18 protein-coding genes are annotated in these 21,057 nt (G+C 65.9%); 8 read left to right on the forward strand and 10 right to left on the reverse strand.

What is annotated here, in order from left to right:
- Window positions 1-135: 135 nt before the first annotated feature.
- Both DW355_RS12670 and DW355_RS12675 read right to left on the reverse strand, forming a co-directional pair.
- The gene (locus tag DW355_RS12670; protein ID WP_131280553.1) at window positions 136-591 is read right to left on the reverse strand and encodes a DNA polymerase III subunit chi; all 456 of its coding nucleotides are present in this window, start codon (window positions 589-591) and stop codon (window positions 136-138) included.
- A 20-nt stretch (window positions 592-611) separates the two neighbouring features.
- The gene (locus DW355_RS12675) at window positions 612-2,123 is read right to left on the reverse strand and encodes a leucyl aminopeptidase (RefSeq protein WP_131280554.1); all 1,512 of its coding nucleotides are present in this window, start codon (window positions 2,121-2,123) and stop codon (window positions 612-614) included.
- Window positions 2,124-2,147: 24 nt separating this feature from the next.
- On the opposite strand from DW355_RS12675, the gene lptF reads away from it, so the two are divergent.
- The 4 genes from lptF (at window position 2,148) to DW355_RS18400 (ending at window position 6,591) form a co-directional block, all read left to right on the forward strand.
- The gene (gene lptF / locus DW355_RS12680) at window positions 2,148-3,269 is read left to right on the forward strand and encodes an LPS export ABC transporter permease LptF (RefSeq protein WP_131280556.1); all 1,122 of its coding nucleotides are present in this window, start codon (window positions 2,148-2,150) and stop codon (window positions 3,267-3,269) included.
- Window positions 3,266-4,384: an LPS export ABC transporter permease LptG gene (lptG, locus tag DW355_RS12685; protein ID WP_131280558.1), complete on the forward strand. Its 1,119-nt coding sequence runs from the start codon at window positions 3,266-3,268 to the stop codon at window positions 4,382-4,384. The genes lptF and lptG overlap by 4 nt, the downstream gene beginning before the upstream one ends.
- Before the next feature lie 13 nt (window positions 4,385-4,397).
- Window positions 4,398-4,775 carry a sirohydrochlorin chelatase gene (locus tag DW355_RS12690; RefSeq protein ID WP_131280559.1) on the forward strand — a complete coding sequence of 126 codons (378 nt, stop codon included), beginning with the start codon at window positions 4,398-4,400 and terminating at the stop codon, window positions 4,773-4,775.
- 148 nt (window positions 4,776-4,923) lie between these two features.
- On the forward strand, window positions 4,924-6,591 hold the full coding sequence (locus DW355_RS18400) for a methyl-accepting chemotaxis protein (RefSeq protein ID WP_131280561.1): 1,668 nt from the start codon (window positions 4,924-4,926) through the stop codon (window positions 6,589-6,591).
- Between the two features lie 55 nt (window positions 6,592-6,646).
- Here the strand turns inward: DW355_RS18400 and DW355_RS12700 are convergent, their stop codons facing one another.
- The 4 genes from DW355_RS12700 to DW355_RS12715 all read right to left on the reverse strand — a co-directional run bounded on the left by DW355_RS12700 (window position 6,647) and on the right by DW355_RS12715 (window position 12,162).
- Window positions 6,647-7,762, reverse strand: coding sequence for a patatin-like phospholipase family protein (locus DW355_RS12700; RefSeq protein WP_131282693.1), 1,116 nt, complete (start codon window positions 7,760-7,762; stop codon window positions 6,647-6,649).
- A 53-nt stretch (window positions 7,763-7,815) separates the two neighbouring features.
- Window positions 7,816-8,625, reverse strand: coding sequence for an HDOD domain-containing protein (locus DW355_RS12705; protein WP_131280563.1), 810 nt, complete (start codon window positions 8,623-8,625; stop codon window positions 7,816-7,818).
- 128 nt (window positions 8,626-8,753) lie between these two features.
- Window positions 8,754-11,138, reverse strand: a complete 2,385-nt coding sequence (locus DW355_RS12710) for a Tex family protein (RefSeq protein WP_131280565.1) — start codon at window positions 11,136-11,138, stop codon at window positions 8,754-8,756.
- A 100-nt stretch (window positions 11,139-11,238) separates the two neighbouring features.
- Window positions 11,239-12,162, reverse strand: coding sequence for a LysR substrate-binding domain-containing protein (locus DW355_RS12715; protein ID WP_131280567.1), 924 nt, complete (start codon window positions 12,160-12,162; stop codon window positions 11,239-11,241).
- A gap of 161 nt (window positions 12,163-12,323) precedes the next feature.
- Between DW355_RS12715 and DW355_RS12720 the strand changes: the two genes are divergently transcribed.
- From DW355_RS12720 to upp, 3 genes are read left to right on the forward strand one after another with little or no spacing between them, the layout of a single operon-like run.
- Complete coding sequence (locus tag DW355_RS12720; protein WP_131280569.1) at window positions 12,324-13,607, forward strand: GTP cyclohydrolase II; 1,284 nt, start codon at window positions 12,324-12,326, stop codon at window positions 13,605-13,607.
- A 6-nt stretch (window positions 13,608-13,613) separates the two neighbouring features.
- Window positions 13,614-14,915 carry a URC4/urg3 family protein gene (locus tag DW355_RS12725; RefSeq protein WP_131280571.1) on the forward strand — a complete coding sequence of 434 codons (1,302 nt, stop codon included), beginning with the start codon at window positions 13,614-13,616 and terminating at the stop codon, window positions 14,913-14,915.
- Window positions 14,916-14,936: 21 nt separating this feature from the next.
- Window positions 14,937-15,587 carry a uracil phosphoribosyltransferase gene (gene upp, locus DW355_RS12730; protein ID WP_131280573.1) on the forward strand — a complete coding sequence of 217 codons (651 nt, stop codon included), beginning with the start codon at window positions 14,937-14,939 and terminating at the stop codon, window positions 15,585-15,587.
- On the opposite strand, the gene DW355_RS12735 is transcribed toward upp, so the two are convergent.
- From DW355_RS12735 to DW355_RS12745, 4 genes are all read right to left on the reverse strand, one after another.
- A complete protein-coding gene (locus tag DW355_RS12735) occupies window positions 15,572-17,098 on the reverse strand; it encodes a PepSY-associated TM helix domain-containing protein (RefSeq protein WP_131280575.1) in 1,527 nt (508 codons plus the stop codon). The two genes, upp and DW355_RS12735, sit on opposite strands and share 16 nt — an antisense overlap.
- 25 nt (window positions 17,099-17,123) lie before the next feature.
- Window positions 17,124-19,013 carry a TonB-dependent receptor family protein gene (locus DW355_RS12740; protein ID WP_242671151.1) on the reverse strand — a complete coding sequence of 630 codons (1,890 nt, stop codon included), beginning with the start codon at window positions 19,011-19,013 and terminating at the stop codon, window positions 17,124-17,126.
- A complete protein-coding gene (locus DW355_RS18155; protein ID WP_242671152.1) occupies window positions 19,010-19,216 on the reverse strand; it encodes a hypothetical protein in 207 nt (68 codons plus the stop codon). The genes DW355_RS12740 and DW355_RS18155 overlap by 4 nt, the downstream gene beginning before the upstream one ends.
- Window positions 19,217-19,411: 195 nt before the next feature.
- The gene (locus DW355_RS12745; RefSeq protein ID WP_131280576.1) at window positions 19,412-19,840 is read right to left on the reverse strand and encodes a hypothetical protein; all 429 of its coding nucleotides are present in this window, start codon (window positions 19,838-19,840) and stop codon (window positions 19,412-19,414) included.
- A 137-nt stretch (window positions 19,841-19,977) separates the two neighbouring features.
- Here DW355_RS12745 and DW355_RS12750 point away from each other — a divergent pair, with 137 nt between their 5' ends.
- Entirely contained in the window at window positions 19,978-20,973 is a 996-nt protein-coding gene (locus DW355_RS12750) for a BMP family protein (protein WP_131280578.1), read from the forward strand.
- Window positions 20,974-21,057 lie beyond the last annotated feature (84 nt).

A 21,057-nucleotide genomic window follows, 5' to 3' on the forward strand; every position in this document is an offset into this window, starting at 1 on the left:
ACCGTCCCTGCCCGATGAACCTTGCGTGCCTGCGCCGCGGTTTCACGACCAGTCATGCAAAAACAATGCCCGGAATGTCAGGTCGTCCAGAAGCCACCCCGCAACTGCCCCGCATGGGGCAGGCGGAACCGCAAGCTAGGAGGCCAGCTGCAGGTCGTGACGAACGATCGCGTACCCCTGAGCCGCGTAGTTCTTCCATCGGCCCCGCGCCTGTTGGCGGTCCTGCTCGTCCAGGCTCACCACTTCGATCACCCGTGCATACGCTGCGAAACCCTGGGGCATGTCGACTCCCAGATTCAGCAGGACCTGGCGGTGGGGCAGATCCGGCGCGGCGGCGTCCTCCACCAGCACCACGGGCGCCAGAGACAGGGATGCGTCCGTGCCTGCGTGCGGGGCATGGCGGATCGGCATACGGACGTGCGCGACGAAATCGGTCTGCGAAAAAGTCCAGAGCAGGACATCCAGCCGCGCCAGCATCTCCGCCGGCGCGGTCACCACCACGCGCGAGCCCTGGGCCACCGCCTTGCGCAAAAGACGGCAGGCATAGGCGAGCTTGTCCGGCGCGTTGAAATGGAAGGCAACTTCGGTCATGCCAGCCGAACTTCAGCGATTCAACGCTTGGCGGCCGTGGTCTTGCGCGGACGGACCTGCGATGTGCGGGCCTGCGCCAGCAGAAATTCCAGCAGCAGACCCACGGGGCGTCCTGTCGCGCCCTTGGCCGCTCCACCCTTCCAGGCCGTGCCCGCGATGTCCAGGTGCGCCCAGGGGAACTTTTCCGTGAAACGTTGCAGGAACTTGGCGGCGGTCACCGCGCCGGCGGCACGTCCCGCGATGTTGGCCACGTCAGCGAAGTTGCTTTTCAGGCCCTCGGCGTACTCATCGTCCAGGGGCATGCGCCAAGCCAGGTCCTGAGCGGCCTCGCCCGCGGCCAGCAAGCGCTCGGCAAGTTCATTGCTGGTGCTGAACAGACCACTGCGCACCGCGCCCAACGCGATCACGCAGGCGCCCGTCAACGTTGCCATGTCGACCACGGCCGCGGGCTTGAAACGTTCGGCATAGCTCAGCGCATCGCAGAGGATCAGGCGCCCCTCGGCATCGGTGTTGAGGATTTCGATGGTTTGCCCGCTCATGCTGGTCACCACGTCACCGGGTTTGACGGCGCGGCCATCGGGCATGTTCTCGCAGCTCGGGATCAGCCCCACGACATTGATGGCAGGCTGCAGTTCGGCCAGCGCGCGGAAGGCGCCGAGCACGCTGGCCGCCCCTCCCATGTCGAACTTCATCTCGTCCATCTCGCCCGCGGGTTTGATGGAGATACCGCCGGTATCGAAAGTGATGCCCTTGCCCACCAGCACGGTCGGCGCCTCGCTGGGGGCCGCACCCTTGTAGTTCAGCACGATGAAGCGCAAGGGTTCCTCGGAACCCTGGGCCACGGCCATGAACGCGCCCATTCTGAGCTTGGCGACCTCCTTCGGTCCCAGCACCTGGCAACTGACGCGAGGCAGCTTGGCCAGGGCCAGCGCGGCCGCGCCCAGTTGGGTCGGCGTGGCATGGTTGGCCGGCCGGTTGGCCCACTCCTTGGCCAGTTCGACCCCGACGACGGTGGCTGCCGCCTTCTGGAACTCCGCCTGCGCCTCGTCCTTGGAGGTAGGGGCGCCTTTGGGCACCGCGAGCGTTACCCGGGCCAGGCCACGCGCCTCGGCCTTGGACTTGGTGGTGGTGTAGACGTAACTGGCGTCGGCTGTGGCCAGCACGGCGGCGCGCAGGCTCCCCGCGAGCGGCGCAGCCGCGAAGCAGATCGTGAGTTTTTTCAGAGCCGGCGCGCCGCTGCGCAGGGCCCCCAGGGCCGCCGTCACGGCCTGCCGGACCTGGCGCGGGGTCCCCGCGCCGATACCCGCAAGCAGCACCCGCCCGGCACGGGCCTGAGCCGGCTTGTACAGGGCCAGCAGTTTGCCCGTCTGGGTCTGAATGTCGCCCGCCTTGAGGGCCTGCGCGACCAGGGCCGACAGCTCGTCCTTGGCTGCGCCGTCAGGCTTGTAACCATCCTGAAGCAGAACCAGCAGGGCATCGCTCCCCTGCCGGGCTGTGGAATTGAGGTCTGAAATCAGCAGATCGAAGTTCATAATCCGGGTTTTCCTTCTTCGTTGATGTTATTCGATTCCTCACTCCGCAAGGAACTGGCCCGCAACTTCGGGGCTGCAGCCATCGTGCTCGTCACGGTCCTGGTCACCATGACGCTCATCCGCGTCCTGGGCCAGGCATCGCGGGGCAATTTCAACCCAGCCGACCTGATGCTGGTGATGGGGTACACGGTGGTGACCTTCATGCCCAGCATGATGAGTCTGGCCCTGTTCATCGCCGTGGTGATGACGCTGTCGCGCCTCTACGCAGACAGCGAGATGGTGATCTGGTTTTCCAGCCGGATCGGCCTGGCTCGCCTGTTGCCCGCCCTGCTGCGTTTCGCCTGGCCCGTGTTGCTGGCCATCGCCCTGCTGTCGTTGCTGGCTTTGCCCTGGGCCAAATCCCAGATCAGTGAATTGCAACGCCAATTCGCGCAGCGCAATGACCTGGAACGCATCCAGCCCGGGCAGTTCCAGACCTCCGCCGATGGCTCGCGGGTGTTCTTCGTCGAGAAAGGCGATATTGGCCAGCTCAAGGCCAACAACGTTTTCGTCGCAACCGACCAGGAGGACAAGAAGACCGTGATCTCCGCCAGCAAGGGGTATACCGAGTTGGTCGGTGGCGATCGGTTCCTGATTCTGGAGCATGGACAGCGCCTGGAAACCCGTACCGACGAGCCCGGCGTGAAGGTGGCCGAGTTCGAGCACTATCGCATGCTGGTAGTGCAAGACCCTTTGCGCGGCCGCGATTCGGCTTCCTTGAACGCGCGTCCAACGGCGGAGCTCCTGCTCACGCCCACACGCGAGAACCTGGGCGAGCTCTCGATGCGGCTGGGCCACCCCTTGGTAGCGCTGCAGTTGATCATCTTCGCCTTGGCCTATACCCGGGTCAACCCGCGGGTCAGCCGCACGGGCAATCTGATTTTTTCCTTGATGCTGTTCCAGATCCTGCAGAACCTGATCAATATCGGGCAGAGCTGGATACGACAGGGCAACATCAACTTCGGTGTCTTCATGCTGCTGATGCATGGCAGTCTCCTGGTCATCGCCGTGCTCTGGCTGGCGCTGCGACATCGGGCCTGGGATTGGCGCACGTTGCTGCCACGCCAACGCCGGGCCGCTCTGGCGCAAGGGAGAATTCAGTCATGATGATGACCCCCACCCTGCGCCGCTTGCTGTTCCGGGAGATCCTGTTCACGGTCAGCTTCGTGACCCTGGCATTTCTGGCGCTCTTCATATTCTTCGATTTCATCGACCAGCTCTCGGCGGTGGGGCGTCCGGACCGGCCGGGTTTCTACGTGACCCAGGCCTTGGTGTACGTGCTGCTGCTCGCACCCGGGCATCTCTACGAGCTGCTGCCCATCACGGTGCTGATCGGCACCATTTACGTGATGACGCGCCTGGCTCAAAGTTCGGAGTTCACCATCCTGCGCACCAGTGGTCTGGGACCTTGGCGTGCCCTGGTCATGCTGCTGACCGCTGGCGGCGTGTTTGCCGTCACGACTTTTGCCATCGGCGACTACTTCTCCCCTTGGGCCAACCAGGCGGCGCAGACCTACCGCGCGCAGTTTCGCAGCAGCGGAGCGCCCATCGGCAAGGCTGGGGCATGGTTACGGGAGCGCGAGCCTTACGCCAAGTACGGCATCAATATCGGCGCGTTGTTGCCAGACGGCTCACTGGAACAGGTCCGCATCTACGAGATCGACAATGCGGGCTATCTGGTCTCCACCATGCAGGCCCCCAAGGCCCGCATCAACAACGACCAAAGTTGGACGCTCCTGGACGTGGAGCGCACCGAGTTCAACGCGGACGGCCCCGATGTCCATCGCATCGAAACCACGATGTTGCCCTCGTACCGTTGGCCGACCAATATCTCGCAAGAAATGATCGTGGCCGCGGTACTGGACCCCGATCGCATGAACACGGTCGACCTCTTCCTCTATATCCGCCATCTCGAAGACAACGCCCAGAACGCCGACCGTTACGAAATCCAGTTCTGGAAGAAAGTCTTCTACCCCTTGTCCTGTCTCGTCATGGTGATGATGGCCCTGCCCTTTGCCTACCTGCACTTTCGCAGTCAAGGCATTTCGCTGTACGTGTTCGGCGGCGTGATGGCGGGCGTGACTTTCTTTTTCCTCAATAGCATGTTCGGCTACATCGGGGAATTGCGGCAATGGACTCCCTGGATCGCCGCCGCCACGCCCGGCCTGATCTTCATGCTGATCTCACTGGCGGCATTTGCCTGGCTGGTGCTGAAACGGTGACAAGGGCTGGATGATGGATGGCTTTATCCTTTTCGCACACGGTTCACGTGATCCGCTGTGGCGCCTGCCCATCGAGGCCGTGGCGGCGCGCATGCGTGAACAGCTCGCCCTGTCGGTCCCGGATGGAACCGCGCCCCCGGTCGCCTGTGCCTACCTGGAATTGATGGAGCCCAACCTGTCCACCTGCGTGGAAGACCTGCTTTCGCAAGGTGTGCGCACCTTCACCATCGTGCCAATGTTCCTGGGACAGGGGCGTCACGCACGGGAGGACCTCCCCTTGCTCGTCACCGAGTTGCAGGCACATCACCCCGGGCTGTGCTTCGCCCTGCGCCCCGCCGTGGGCGAAGATCCGGAAATAGTCGACGCATTGGCGAGATTGATTCTGCGGTAAGCAGGATCTGGCGTGATGCTTGCATTCATTACGCCGGTTTTCGCGCAAGACCGCCGGCGCGACCTCGGGTCCTCACCGGGGTCTGGATGGTGGTGCGCTTTTTAGAATCCCCAAGCCGTCCCGAGATGGGCAGACAGGGAAGACCGGAATGCTCGAGCTTCAGAACCACGCACCTGCTGGCGGGAATCTCCGCCAGCGACTCACACTGTCACGACAGTTCCTGCTGCTGATCGCCCTCCTCGTCGCTGGTTTCGCGATCTACGGCGCATGGTCCTTCAAGACCTTGAACGACCTGCGCGTCAATGGCGCGCTCTACAAGCGCATCATCCAGGGCAAGGATCTGATCGCCGATATTCTTCCTCCGCCCGCCTACATCATCGAGTCCTACCTGACCACGCGGCAGATGATGGACGCCAACACCGACAAGCAGGTTGCCGAGTTGACCGCGCGCCTCAAGCGCCTGCGCGATGAGTACGAATCCCGGCACGCCTTCTGGCGCACCGAGTCGCTCGAACCGGAGATCGCCCGCGTCATGCTGGAGGACTCCTACAAACCCGCGCGCACCTTCTATGCACGGGCTTTCGACGACTTCATCCCCGCCCTGGAAAGGAGCGACTTCACCCGCGCGCAATCCGTGCTGGGTGAGTTGAGCCAGTTGTACGAGACGCACCGCCAGGCCATCGACAAGGTGGTCGAACTGACCACCGCGCGCAATGCCCGGGATGAAGCCCTGGCCCAGGAGCGCATCGTCAAGGACAGCCTGGTGATGCTGGGCATCCTGCTGCTGGCCCTCGTGGTGGCCAGCACCGCCGCCTTGCTGATCGCCCGCGGCACCCTGCGCCTGCTGGGCGGTGAGCCGGCCTACGCCATGGGTATCGCCGACCTCGTGGCCGACGGCGACCTCAGCCGGTCCATCGAAGTGCGGCACGATGGACGAGCCAGCCTGCTGGGGGCCATGCGACGCATGCAGTCCAACCTGACGCAGATGGTGCACCGCATCCGTGAAAGCGCGAGCGCCATCGGTGGATCCGCGCATGAAATCCTGGGCGGCAACCGCGACCTTTCCGACCGCACGGCGCAGCAGGCGGCGGCCCTGGAAGAAACCACTGGCTCCATGCAGGAGCTCGCCTCCACGGTCAAGCAGAACGCCGTCAACGCGCGCCAGGCCCATCAGTTGGCGACGTCGGCGTCTTCGGTGGCGCAACGCGGTGGCAACGCCGTTGGCGAGGTGGTGCACACCATGGAGTCCATTGCCGAAAGCTCTCGGCAGATTTCGGAGATCATTTCAGTGATCGAAGGCATCGCCTTCCAGACCAATATCCTTGCCCTCAATGCCGCGGTCGAGGCCGCCCGCGCGGGCGAGCAGGGCAAGGGCTTTGCCGTGGTGGCGAGCGAGGTCAGGGCACTGGCCCAGCGCAGCGCCGGGGCCGCCAAGGAGATCAAGGCGTTGATCCAGAATTCCGTGAGCCGGGTCCAGACCGGCAGCCAACAGGTCGCTCAAGCGGGCGCGACCATGCAGGACATCGTGTCGGCCGTGCGCACGGTGACGGACATCATGGGCGAAATCTCGCTGGCCTCGGACGAACAGGCCAATGGCATCGACCAGGTCAACCGCGCGGTGGCGCAGATGGACGAAGTCACCCAGCAGAACGCCGCACTGGTGGAACAGGTGGCGGCGGCCGCGAACGCGCTGAACGCGCAGGCCTTGCATCTGAACCAGGCCATCGCGGTATTCCAGATCGCTGGCGGGGCAGCCGGCCCCACATCAACACCTGCAAACGCATCCGCGCGCAAAGCACCTGCCCTGCTGGGCTGACTGCGCCCCGTACTGTTCCCCGCCACGGCGGCGTGGGGGTAGGCCGCAGCAGGTGCTACAGGGCGTGCACACGGGTCAAATCCGGTTTCTCCAGCCAGGCCGAGAATTCCTCGGCCAGTTGCACGCTGGCCGCCGTGGCCTGCGTCCAGACCCGTACCCGCTCCATCCAGCCATCGCGGTCCCGCATGTCATACCGCGTGAAATCCGTGCGGTCGGGCAGCTTGCCGTTCGGTAAGGTCCCCACCCAATCGGGATTGGGCGCCAGCAGCAGCATGTGATCCAGGAAAGGCGTTGCTCGGTGGCGACGCTTCAGGGCTTTGTCCAGCCAGCCCGGCACCACGGCCTGCTGGAAATGCGGGTACAGCACGACGCCCGAGCGGCTGCCCAGCGACTGGCGGTAATCCAGATGCAGGTGGTAGTCGGTGATGCCGCCATCCCAGTACGCACCAGGCAGAGCGCCTTCGATGTCGTGCACGGCCCGTAACATGAAGGGAATCGAACAACTGGCCTGCACCGCAGCCTGGAAGTTGGTCTCGGTCAGGGCAAACTGGTGCGTGCGGTAGTCGCGCGTGCCAAAGGGCAATGTAGCCAGTCCACCCGGCGCCTGGGCATCGCGTACCGAGAACACCACCCGGTCCAGCCAGGCGCCCATGGCCTTGCGGCTGACCACGTTCGAGAGGAATGCACCCAGATACCCCAGTGGCGTGCGCAGGCGCCCTTCCCGCCCCAGGACATGGCGCCCCCGGGACGTCACCACGTGCAAGCGCCAGCGCGGATGGTTCAATACCTCCTGAACGCGTCCTCCATAGAAGCGCTGCAGGCTGGCGCCGAACTCGCGGCTGATCTGCTCGGGCGGTGGCAGGCGGCGGCCTGCCTGCGGCTCGTAGTGCTGGTGGATGTAGTCGTGTTCCAGGCGCTCGAAGGCCGCCACGGGATTGTTGAGGCAAGCCGTCGCCATGCGCCATGCGCCGATGGAAGCGCCGATCAGGTCGACGGGGTGGTCGCTGCTTGCCAACCACTGCCCGAACAGAAAACGGTCGAGCGGGCCAAGGATCAGGCCCTTGGGACCGCCGGCCGCGCCGGGGATGACGCGCACGTCGTGGGGACGCAAGCCCTGGGTTTCGATGTGCCGGCGCGCGAGGGGGCCAGCGTAGAGGCGCAATGCGGAAATCAAGGTGGCAAGTCGGAAATGGAGGGAGAAAAAGAAATGTCCTGGTAGACGCGTCAATGCTGCGAGGCCGACCAGTCGATCGGGTCCTGCTGCAGGACCAGGTCAATGTCGAGATCAAGCACCTCGCCCACGGCACCTGGGAAGGTCACGGCCAAGGCACGCGCGTCCAGCCGGGCCTCCACGGCACGGGCACGCCAAGTCGCCAGGTGGATCACGCCGGCCAGCGGTTCGTAGATCTCGTTGGAGAATGGTGCGTCCTGGTGCTCGAGCGCGTCGATGATGGACTGCGGAAACTGGCAGCGCCGCGCATAGGCCCCGCCTACCTGGGCGTAGTTGTAGCCCAGGTGTTGCATCTCGGCGCGGGCACGGCGCAAGTCCAGGGGTCCGCATTCGCGGTTGAGCTCGGTCATCCTGGCTGGCATGCCGGCTTGCATGAGAAGTTCACCCACTGCGTGAATCAGGCCGCAGGTGAAGGCCGCGCCAGGGTTCTGCCGCGTGATGCCCGCCAGCGAGCGCGACAGTCTGGCGACGTTGAGACTGTAGTTCCAGAACTGGGGCAGCGGCATGCCGGGCACGCTGCGCAGCGACACCGAGGCCGCAGCGGCGCCCGCCATCTGGCGGATGTCTGCCAGGTCCAGCACCGCCAGCGCTTCCGCGGCACTGTGCACCTTGCCGGCCATTTCGAAACGCGCTGCGTTGGCGGCCCGCAGCACGCCCGTGGTCAGCACCGGGTCGGTGCTGATGAGCTGGGTGACCTGCCGCAAGTCCGGCGACTCGCGCCGCAACTCGCTGAGCAGCAAGGCAATGACCTTGGGAATGCTGGGCAGCACGATGGGCGCGTCCAGCAAGACGCTCAATTCCATCGGCTTCGACTCCGGACGCTCCAGACACCAGGCTTGCACGGTTGCATGCCGGCCATTATCCACGCCCCGCGCTTGCGGGAGGCTGACGGCGCGGCGACGCGTGCCCGCGGACACGCTGCTCAGACCATTCAGCGTTTGAGCTTGGCAAAGGCCGCCGCCATGGCGGACTCCCCGGTCGACTCATCACGACGCCGCGCCTGTGCCTGGCCACGCGCCGGACCTTCGTAGCGATTCTCGCGCGGTGCGCCATCGCGCGCGGGTCGCGCGGCCGCGGTGTCCAGTTTCATGGTCAGGCTGATGCGCTGACGCGCCAGATCGACCTCGAGCACCTTGACCTTCACGATGTCGCCGGTCTTGACGACCTCGCGCGCGTCGTTGACGAATTTGTTGCTCAACTGGCTCACGTGCACCAGGCCGTCCTGGTGCACACCCAGGTCCACGAAAGCGCCGAACTGGGCCACGTTGCTCACCGTGCCTTCGAGCACCATGCCTTCGCGCAGGTCCTTGAGATCTTCCACGCCCTCGTTGAAGCGCGCCACCTTGAAGTCCGGCCGCGGATCGCGCCCGGGTTTTTCCAGTTCGCCCAGGATGTCCCTGACCGTGATGACACCGAACTTCTCATTGGCGAACAGTTCGGGCTTCAAGGTCTTGAGCATTTCAGCCCGGCCCATGAGTTCGGCCACGGGTCGACCCGTTTTCTCGATGATCTTTTCCACGACCGGATAGGTCTCGGGATGCACACCCGTCATGTCCAAGGGGGTGTCGCCGCCCCGGATGCGCAGGAAACCCGCGCTCTGCTCGAAGGTCTTGGCGCCCAGGCCTGTGACCTTGAGCAGATCCTGCCGGTTGCGGAAGGCGCCATTGGACTCGCGCCAGCGCACCACGGCCTGCGCCACCGTGTTCGACAGGCCCGACACGCGCGCCAGCAGCGGCGCGCTGGCGGTGTTGAGGTCCACGCCGACCGCGTTCACGCAATCCTCGACCACCGCGTCCAGGGTGCGCGCGAGTTCGCTCTGGTTCACGTCATGCTGGTATTGACCCACACCGATGCTCTTGGGATCGATCTTCACCAACTCGGCCAGCGGGTCCTGCAGGCGGCGTGCGATGCTGGCCGCGCCGCGCAGGCTCACGTCCACATCGGGCATTTCCTTGGAGGCGTATTCGCTGGCGCTGTAGACCGAGGCGCCCGCCTCGCTGACCACCACCTTCTCGATCGCCCGTTCGGCCTTGGCCGCGATCTTGATCAGGTCGGCCGCGAGTTTGTCCGTCTCCCGGCTGGCCGTGCCGTTGCCGATCGCGATGAGGTTCACGCCATGTTTTTCAACCAGCTTGGCCAGGGTGAAGAGCGAGCCATCCCAGTCGCGCCGGGGTTCGTGCGGGTACACCGTGGCCGTGTCCACCAGTTTGCCCGTGGCGTCCACCACCGCCACCTTGACGCCGGTGCGGATGCCCGGGTCCAGGCCCATGACCACGCGCGGCCCGGCCGGCGCGGCCAGCAGCAGGTCGCGCAGGTTGTCGGCGAAGACCTTGATGGCGACCTTTTCCGCCTCCTCGCGCAGGCGGGTGAACAGATCGCGTTCGATGGACAGACTCAGTTTGACGCGCCAGGCCCAGGCCACGCATTTGCGCAACAGGTCATCGGCGGCGCGTCCCTGATGGCGCCAACCCAGGTGCAGGGCGATGCGCCCCTCGGCCAAGGACGGTTGTTGCGCCGCCGTCTTCGCATCAGCAGCCAGCGCCGGTTCGGCAGGCACGGGCAGCACCAGCTTGGCGTCCAGGAGCTCCAACTGACGCCCGCGGAACACGGCCAACGCCCGGTGCGAAGGCACGCGCCCGATGGGTTCGTCGTAGTCGAAGTAATCGCGGAACTTCGCAACATCCGCGTTGTTCTCATCCTTGCCCGAGGCCAGCTTGCTCTGGAACAGTCCTTCGGCCCAGAGCCAGGCCCGCAGGTTCTGCACCAAGGCCGCATCCTCGGCCCAGCGCTCGGACAGGATGTCGCGCACTCCGTCCAGCACGGCGGCCACGGTGGTGAAATCGTCACCCGCCTCGGTCTTGTCCTTCAGCACAAAGGCCTGGGCTTCGGTCTGCGGGTTCAGGGTCGGATCGGCCCAGAGCTTGTCGGCCAGCGGCTCGATGCCCGCCTCGCGCGCGATCTGTCCCTTCGTGCGGCGCTTGGGCTTGTAAGGCAGGTAGAGGTCTTCCAGCTCCTGTTTGGTCGGCGCGGCTTCGATGGCGGCACGCAATTCCGGGGTGAGTTTGCCTTGTTCCTCGATGCTCTTGAGGATGGCGGCGCGGCGATCCTCCAGTTCACGCAGATAGGCCAACCGGGCCTCCAGCTCGCGCAGCTGCGTGTCGTCCAGGCCGTCCGTGGCTTCCTTGCGGTAGCGCGCGATGAAGGGCACGGTGGCGCCACCATCGAGCAGGGCCACGGCGCTCTCCACTTGCGCGGGCCGGACCCGGATTTCCTCTGCGATCTGCCTGATGATTTTCTGCGCGGTGCTGCTCTGCATCTTTCGAAACTTTCCGTGCGCGGGCGCGCCGTGCATCGCCCGCCTTGAACAAAGCCCGCGAGTGTGCCATAGCCATTGCTAGGCCCTCCCGACGCCCGGCTCAGCGCGCGGTTTCCACGTGCAGATGGCGCACGAAAAGCTGGGCCGCCGCCGGCAGGGCCTCGAAATCCCGCGCGTACAGATTGAGTTCGCGCCGCGCCCAGCCGTCCTTGAGCGCCACGGCTTTCAGGCCCAGGTGTTTGCCCAGGGCTTGGTAAGCACCTTCGGGCATGACGCCCAGTCCCAGGCCGTTCTCGACCATGCGGCACAAGGCGCTGAGGCTGTCCACCTCGATGGCGCGGCGCAGCACCCGTCGTGCCAGGCTGGCCTCGCGCGTGAGCATCTGGCCCACGGTACTGCTCTCGCGCAGGCCAATCTGCGGGAAGTCCAGCGCGCGGACATAGTCCACATTGGCCAGTCGCGCAAGGGTGTGGCCCTTGGGCACCACCAGCACCAGCTGCTCACTGCGGTAAGGCCGCACGGCCAAGCCCAGCACGTCCTCGCTCTCGCCACAGATGCCCAGATCGGCCGCGCCCTCTCGCACCGCCTGCGCCACGGCGCGGCTAGCGGCCTGGCGCAACTCGACGCGCACATCCGGGTGTCGGCGCACGAAGACCGCCATGTCAGCGGGCAGGAACTGCTCCACTGCCGAGGCGCTGGCGCACAGTCGCACATGACCGCGCACGCCGCTGGCGAATTCATCCAGGTCCACGCGCAGGTGCTCGGCCGCAGACAGGATGGCGTGCGCATGGCGCAGCAGTTGCTGGCCCAGTGGCGTGGGCTGCACGCCGCGGGCATGGCGCGTGAGCAAAGGCGCGCCGGCCAGGGTTTCAAGTTCGGCGATGCGCTTGCTGACCGCCGACGCCACCATCTGCCCCTGGGCCGCCGCGCCCGCGATGCTGCCGCTCTCGCAGACCAGGCTGTAGAGGTCCAGCGTACCCAGGTCAAGCTGGCGCAGAAAGCTGCGGGGAGACAAGCGGGACATGAGCGATGGAGGGCGTTCGGGGCGGAAATCTGCGCGGGGTTGGGGCCTCAGTTTAGCAAGCCATCGCGAAATGGAACGGCTCGCTGAAATTTCGGAACTTCCGCACGCCCCGGAATTTCCCCTAGCATGCCCTGCACCTTGTCACTTCTCCAGGCCTTGCCATGTCCGTTGAAACGCCTCATACCCCCCGCCATATCCGCCTGACCTCGCACAGCGGCGGCCAGAACGCGCCCACGATCCACTGGGGCGCGGCCACGCCCGCGGAGCGCGGCCCCATCATCGGGACCACGGCCCAGCGCGAACGGCGCAACGTCATCGGCACCCACAGCGGCAGCTACAGCATCTACCGTGCCCTGGCCGTCGCGGCGGGCGCGCTCTCGCCCAAGCACAAGGCAGACCTCACCAACACCGCGCCGACCGACGCCATCGGCCCCTACCCACAATGGGGAAGTCCCGGCGAGCCCGGCAAGATCGTCAGCCTCGATCCCTGGGGTGCGTTGGTCGCCGACGTTTACGCCCAGGACATCGCGGCGGGCGACGACATCCGCCCGACGATCGCCGTGACCAAGGCGCACGTGATCCTGCCCGAGGTGATCGAAGCCGTGCAGAAGGGACGGCTCAAGCCCGACGGCCAAATCCTCACCGCCGACGGCGCGGCCCTGGTCACCAAGGCCGCCATCGAACCCGTGTGGTGGTTGCCCGGCGTGGCCGAGCGCTTTGGCTGCAGCCTGGCCGATCTGCGCCGCGTGCTGTTCGAGGAAACCGGCGGCATGTACCCCGAACTGGTCACGCGCCCCGACCTTGAAGTCTTTCTGCCACCCATCGGCGGCCAGACCATCTACATCTTCGGCGAGCCGCGCGACCTCGCGGACACGAACGTGGAACTGACCGCGCGCGTGCATGACGAATGCAATGGCTCGGACGTCTTTGGTTCCGACATCTGCACCTGCCGCCCCTACCTCACCCATGCCATCGAGGAGTGCATCCGCGGCGCGCAGCCCAAGGAAGCGGGCGGCCGCGGTGGCGTGGGCCTGATCGCCTACTCGCGCAAGGAAGGCCGCGCGCTGGGCGAAGTGACCAAGTTCCTGGTCTACAACGCACGCAAGCGCCAGGTGGGTGGCGACACTGCGGACAAATACTTCCTGCGCACCGAATGCGTGGCCGGCGTGCAGGACATGCGCTTCCAGGAACTCATGCCCGATGTGCTGCACTGGCTGGGTATCCGCAAGATCCACCGTCTGGTCTCGATGAGCAATATGAAATACGACGCCATCACCGGTGCCGGCATCGAGGTCGGCGAGCGGGTCAACATCCCCGACGAGTTGATCCCCGCCGACGCGCAGGTGGAGATGCAGGCCAAAATGGCGGCTGGTTACTTCACACCCGGTGAAGTTCCGGACGCGGACGCACTCAAGGCCACCCAGGGCCGGGGACTGGGAGCCTGAAGCCGCATGACGCAATTTCAAGCAACAACAGGCCAGATCGCATCGAAGGACGAGGCGGCCCGGGTGGTTCCGGCGGACCGGCAGGCCGCGGACCTGCTGCGCAGCACGGACGCTGTGCGGACCCGCGCCCAGGCCCTGCTCGAACGGGCGCGGCGAGGTGCGTCCGACTGGTTCACCGTGCACGATCAAGCGCTCTCCGAGGCCGCCCGCCTGGTGGCCGAGGTCACGCGCGAGCGCTACCCGGACCTGAACATTCCCTACCACAGCCGTTGGCGGCATTTCGAAGCCGGCGGCGTGAACCGCGCGGCCTGGCTGAACGCCCTGCTGGGTTCAGCCGACCCGGCCGAGAAAGCGCGGACCCAGATCGACCTGGCCCTGGTCAGCGTGCTGCTGGACGCGGGCGCCGGACCGGACTGGTCCTACCAGGAAGCGGGCGGCGGCCCGGGCAACACGTCCGCCGTCTACGCGCGTTCCGAAGGCCTGGGCGTGGCCAGTTTCCACGCCTTCATGGCGGGCCTGTTCTCCAGCGACCATGACCATCCGCTGCAGGCCGACGCCCTGGGCTTGCAGCGCGTGACGGCGGAAACCTTGGGCGCGGCTTTCCAGGTGTCGGAGCGCAACCCGCTGGTCGGCCTGGAAGGCCGCGCCGCCCTGCTGCGCCGGCTGGGTGAGGTCATGGCGGCCAACACCGCCGTGTTCGGCACACCATCACGCCCAGGAGGACTCTTCGATTTCCTCGTGAACCAGAACCCCGGCCAAGTGCAGGCCCATGACATCCTCGGCGCCCTGCTTGCCCACCTCTCCCCGATCTGGCCGGCGCAGAACCGCATCGGCGGCATTGCCTTGGGCGATTGCTGGCCTCACCGCGCCGTGGACGGCCCGGGGTCGAGCCATGGCTGGATGCCCTTCCACAAACTCTCGCAATGGCTCACCTACTCCCTGCTGGAACCTTTTGAATGGGCTGGTGTCACCGTGACCGGGCTGGACGCGCTGACCGGCCTGCCCGAGTACCGCAACGGCGGCCTGCTGCTGGACGCGGGCGTGCTGCGGCCGCGCACGGCGGCGCAGCCCACACGCCCCTGGGAAGCTGGGGATGAATTCATCGTGGAATGGCGCGCGCTGACGGTGGCCTTGCTGGACGAACTGGCGCCGCGGGTGCGCGACATCCTGGGTCTGAGCGAGGCGCGCATGCCGCTGGCCTGCGTGCTCGAGGGCGGCACCTGGGCAGCGGGCCGGGTGCTGGCACGGCGCTTGCGGGAAGGTGGCACGCCACCGCTTAACATCGTGAGTGACGGCACCGTCTTTTGAGCATCAACGAGAGCAGACCCTATGAGTACTCCCAGCACCCTTCCCGACAACGTCCATCTGATCACCCATCCCCTGGTCCAGCACAAGCTCACGCTGATGCGCAAGAAGGAAGCCAGCACCAACAGCTTTCGCCGCCTGCTGGGCGAGCTGGCCAGCCTGATGGCCTACGAAGTCACGCGTGACATGCCCCTGCAAGACGTGGAGATCGAGACGCCGCTGGAAACCACCACCGGCAAGGTCATCGACGGCAAGAAGCTGGTCTTCGTCTCCATCCTGCGCGCCGGCAACGGCCTGCTGGACGGCATGCTCAACGTGGTGCCGGGCGCGCGCGTGGGCCACATCGGCCTGTACCGTGACCCCAAGACCCTGGTGGCCGTCGAGTACTACTTCAAGATGCCCCAGAGCATGGACGAGCGTGACATCGTCGTGGTCGACCCCATGCTGGCCACCGGCAATTCGGCCATCGCCGCGCTGGACAGGCTGAAGGAGCTCAGCCCCAAGTCGATCAAATTCGTCTGCCTGCTGACCTGTCCCGAAGGCATCAAGGCCCTGCACGCCGCGCACCCCGATGTGCCGATCTACACCGCCGCCATCGACCGCCAGCTCAACGAGCACGGCTACATCCTGCCCGGCCTGGGCGATGCCGGCGACCGGATCTACGGCACCAAATGAGCATTGCGGCGCTTGCGCCAACGCACCAGGCCGATCAGGGCGTCGACGACTAGCGCAGTGATCATGGACAAGCCCAGCAGCGGGTAGAACAGGCCCAGCAGCAAAGCGGCCACCACCGCGCCCAGGGTCGTGCGGTCACCGGGGCGGCGCTGCGGCGCGGCAAACTGCCCACGGGGCCGGCGCTTCCACCACATCGTCAAGCCAGAGGCCGCCAGGGCCACGATGGACAGGCAAGCCGCCAACATCAGTAGCCGATTCAACTCGCCGAACTGGCGGCCGGTGTGCATGGCGATCCCCCATTCCGTGATGCGCCCCGCGATGCCGTAGTCCTGGTAGCCCACGTCGGCCAGCACGGCGCCGGTATAGCGATCCAGGTGCAGCACGCGCTCGGCCCGCACATCGTCCGGAAACGACAGGGCGGTGTACACGCCTTGGGGCCCGCTGGGTAGGCGGATCGGCGTGCCGCTGGGCATACCCTGTGCCGTGAAGATGCGCAGCGCCTTGTTCAAGCCGATGGAAACGGCCTCATCCTCCGTGTCCACCACCGCTGTGGCCTGGGGCGCATGATCATGCGCCTTTGAATGATCGTGCGCCTCTGGCACCGATGGGGCAGGCGCCGTGCCGGACTGCGGCAGAGGCACCCGCTCCAACGTCCAGGGCACCGCATTCAGTCCCTCCAGCGGCGCGGAAGGTGACGTCGCAGGCAGCGTGGACGACGGCCCAGGCCCCCAGAGGTATTTCGGCAGGCCTATGTCCAATTCACCACTGATGCGACCGAACTGCTGCCCCCAGAACACGGACCACGGCATGCCGGTGACGGCCAGGAACACGATGAACACCGCCGCGTACAGCCCGATGACGGCATGCAGGTCACGCCACCACAGGCGCTGCCGGGGCACGCCGCGCACGCTCAGCACGCCGCCAAGGCCGGCTTGGGCCTGCGTTGCCGTCGCGCGCGGCCACCACAGAAAGACACCGGTCACCACCAGCACGATGGCCCAGCCTGCCACGATCTCGATCAGGTGGTTGCCCACCGGACCCGCGATCATCAGCGAATGCAGCTGCTTGACCACCTCCATCAGCTTGCGCTCGTCACGCAGACTGCCCAGCACCTGCGCGGTGGCTGGATCGACGTAGACCGACAGCATCTCGCCCACCATCGTGCGGATGCCGACCTCGGCGCTGCGCCCCGGCCCGGCCGGCGGGATGTACCGCACGGCCTCCCCCGGGACGACGCGGCGCGCCGCAGCCACCAGCGATTCAGCGTCCAAGGTGGGGGCGGTACCCGCCTCGACCTGCAGCAGGCCGGCATAGACCCGTGACTCGATCGGTTCCTTGTAAAGATAAAGCGCGCCAGTGACAGCGAGCAGCAGCAGAAAAGGCAGGCAGATCAGCCCGGCGTAGAAATGCCAGCGCCAGACCCGCCGGTACAAGCCGGCGCGAGAGGCAATGCTGGAGGTGGTGGTAGACGCCGCGACGGGCGCGGCGGATTCTGGGGCTTGCGCATGCATGGGGTGGGCTCCGTTTCACCGGGTCTCAGAATTTCAGGCGCGCGCCCACGTAGACGGAACGCGATTCCCCCGGGGTCAGGATGGCATCGCTTGCGGCGGCCTGGTCCTTGACCGTGAGGACGGATACATAGTTCTCGTCCGTCAGGTTGCGAACTTCACCGAACACGTCCCAGCCCTTGCCGCTCAGGCCCGCACGCAGGCCCAGCAAGGTATAGCCGTCCACCTTGTAGCTGTTCTCGAAGTCGGCGTAACGCTCCCCCACGACATCCAAGGTCGGTCCGACGAAGAAACCCGCCTGCCGGTACAGCACTTCACCCTTGAGCGCGTAGGTAGGGGCCGCGGGCAGATCGTTGTCGCCATACAGGCTGTCACCGTCGAACTTGAAGTGATTGAAGGTCAGGCTCAGCAGGGGGTCGATGCGCTGGCCTGAGGCTTCACCCAGCGGGAAACTGGCACCGACCAGTGCCTCAATGCCCGCGTGGACGGTGTCGTCCACATTGGTTGACAGGCTGGTGCCGGGCGAGGCAGGATCGTCCCGCGACAGGATTTCATTGCGCAGCTTGGCGTAGTAGGCCGAGACATCCCAATGCCACTTGCTGGCACCCGCCGGTTGCGTGCTGCGCGTGCCGATTTCCAGCACGGTGCCTTGCATCGCGTCCAAAGCGTGGTTGCCGCCGCGCACATCGTCTTCCAGTTCGTACAGGGTCGGTGCTTCGTAGAGGCGGCTCAGGCTGGTGTAGAGCTGGGCCGCGGGCGTCAACTGGTAGGTCAGACCCGCGCGCGGATTGAGGCGCTCGTAATCTCCCTGAGGATTGTCGATGGCCCCGTTCGAGACCGTCACACTGCGCGCCTCGCGGCTCGCCGACACGACTTGGGCGCCATACACCGCCGTCCACCGGGACGCGAACTCCCAGCGGTCCAGCAGGAACATTTCCGTGCTTTCAGCCTGGTTGTCCACGCGCTTGGACAGCGTGCGGCTGCCTCCCGGCGTGTAGCTGTAGTTGCCACCCTCGACCTCGGTCTGGCCGTGGTTCATCCCGAACAAAAGGTCATGCAGGCCCAGGCGTTTCTGATAACGCAGCAGGCTGCCGAAGTTGCGTTGCTCGGTGTCGATCAGCAGGCTGAAAAACTGCGAGTACACGATGGGGTGGTAGAGCTGTTGGTTTTCGTAGGAAAAGCCCAGCGTCAGGCGCGTGTCCGCGTCGATGTCCCAACTCGTCTTGTTGGCCACGCGCCAGAGCTCGACGTTGTAGAGGTAGTCGCCCGTCACGTTGTCGGGGTTGGCCTGCTTGGGATCGTCCTTCCATTGCGCGCGCGTGAGGGCCCCCGGCAGTTCCTGATCGTTGTGGGTGTAGCTGGCATAAAAGCGCGTACGCACCTGATCGCTCAATTGCCACCCGGCATTGGCGTACAGGCTTTCACGTTCCTGTGCCTGGTGTTCGCGGTAGCCATCGGTGCTTCTGGCCTCGGCCGAAACCAGGGCGTCAAAGCCGCCATCGACCGCGCCCACTGTGGCACTGGCCTGCCGGTGACCATGGCTGCCGAGGTTGACCGCAACTTCCGATGCGGTGTCGCGCGCCGTGGGCGTGATGAAATCGATCGCGCCGCCCAGGGTGCTGGCGCCATAGGCCAGGGCGTTGGCACCACGGGCCACGATGCCCTGGCGCATGGCCTGCGGGTCCAGCGCACGGTTGTGGTTGTTGCCATCAGCCGCCGTCACGGGCAAGCCATCCTGCAGCAACTTGATGCCGTTGCCATCGTAGTTGGTGGCATCCAGGTTGGAGCCTCGACTGGACAGATAGACGCCATCGGCGGTGGTGCCGCTGGCCGCCCAGATGCCAGGCACGTAGCGCAGGACATCGGCGAGGCTGGTGACCCCGCGCTGCTTCAGGTCCTCGCTGTCCACGAGGGTCACCCCCCCGGGGTGCGGGCTTGCTCGGCCGCGAGCTCCAGCCGGAGTTCCTGTGCCCCGCTGTCGGGGTTCTGACCCGTGGCCGTCACGGTCACGGCGGGCAATGGCCGCGCGTCTGACGCAGCCGACTGGTTTTGGGCCTGGGCGAGCGCGCAGGGCAGCAGAGCGAGCGCCCCAATCAAGGCGCTAGAGGGGATGGGTTTCATGGCTTTGTATCTAATTCCGGATAGACGGTGCGTGAGAGACGCGGCGCACGGCGCGCGCGCTGACCCTCGCGAACACGGATCGGGGCCAAGGCGCATGCGCCTGGCCACCGAGAGCAAGGTGGGAAATTCCGTCGGGAAGGACGGTCTGCAGCCGGATGCTTCAGGCGCAAACCGCCTGAGCCCGGGAGCCCGATCTCAGGACCGCAGCGTCGGAGGCCCCTGCGCGGGCGGTGCCAGCACGTACCGGTCAGGCGGTGCGGGACGGCGCGGTGCGGACGACGTGATCCGCCCTGCCGCGCGTGACGACGGCACGGCGATGGCCACCTGCATGGGCGGCGCAGCGGCCCGGGCGCCTTGCGCGCAGAACTGGGCACAACCGGGCGGATGGTGCTTGCCATCGGTGCCTGCGGGTGCATCCAGGCCAGCACGCAACTCTGGGGGCAAGGCCGCCCACATTTCGAGCGCGCCGTCCTGGTCGCCGCACCACCAGGAGGCTTGCGCCTGAGGCGCCGCCATGAGCGCGGCATGCCCCATGGGCAGGCAGAGCTGGGCGAACCAAGCCAGCAGGACCAGCCCCAGGCGCAGGCGCGAAAACGGACGGCGGCTGACGGACAAGGACACCATGGGCGGGCGGATTATAGTGAGCGGCAATCGCCAGGCTCATGGCGCAGACGCGCCTCTGGGCGGCATTCTTCTTGCTAGCTGCTGATGTGCTGTCGTCTGATTTTTCAGACCCCTTCACCCCAAGTAGGAGTGTCCTCATGCGTTTACATCGTCGCCCCTTGCTCGCCGGTCTCGCTCTGGCTGCGCTGAGCGCGGTCTTCTCACCTGCGGTGCTGGCCCAGGCCAAGCTCAAGGTCGCCGCGGTCTACACCGTGCCTTTCGAGCAGCAATGGGTCAGCCGCATCCACAAGGCGCTCAAGGCCGCCGAGGCGCGCGGCGAGATCGAATACAAGGCCAGCGAGAACGTGGCCAATGCCGACTACGAACGCGTGCTGCGCGAATACGCCACGGCGGGTAACCAGCTCATCGTCGGCGAAATCTTCGGCGTCGAGACCGCGGGCCGCAAGGTCGCCAAGGACTTCCCCAAGACTTCCTTCCTCTTCGGTTCCTCGGGCAAGGCCCAGGCGCCGAACATGTCGGTGTTCGACAACTACATCCAGGAACCCGCATATTTGACGGGCATGATCGCCGGCGGCATGACCAAGAGCAACAAGATCGGCATGGTCGGCGGTTTCCCGATTCCCGAGGTCAACCGCCTGATGAACGCCTTCATGGAAGGCGCCAAGGAAGTGAATCCCAAGGTCGAATTCACCGTCAGCTTCATCAACAGCTGGTTCGACCCGCCCAAGGCCAAGGAAGCCGCTTTTGCCATGATCGACAAGGGCGCGGACGTGATGTACGCGGAACGCTTCGGTGTCTCCGACGCGGCCAAGGAACGCAAGGTGCTGGCCATCGGCAACGTGATCAACACCCAGGCCGACTACCCGGACACGGTGGTCGCCTCGGCACTCTGGCACATGGAGCCCAGCATCGACCGTGCCATCAAGCTGGTCAAGGACGGCAAGTTCGCCGCTGAGGACTACGGCGTCTACTCGCACATGAAGCACAAGGGCAGCGCCCTGGCGCCCCTGGGTACCTTCGAGAAAAAGGTGCCGGCCCAGCTCGTGGCCAAGGTCCGCGCCAAGGAAGCCGCCATCTATGCCAGCAAGTTCGAGGTCAAGGTCAACGACGGCCAACCCAAATCCAGCAAATAAGCGCACCCCCAGGCTGCGCTCCCTGCGTTCGCTACGCCCCCCCCTTGCAGGGGGCAACACCAGCGGCCCGGCAAAGCCGGTTCC

The organism is Hylemonella gracilis (assembly GCF_004328645.1).
Lineage (GTDB): Bacteria > Pseudomonadota > Gammaproteobacteria > Burkholderiales > Burkholderiaceae_C > Hylemonella > Hylemonella gracilis_B.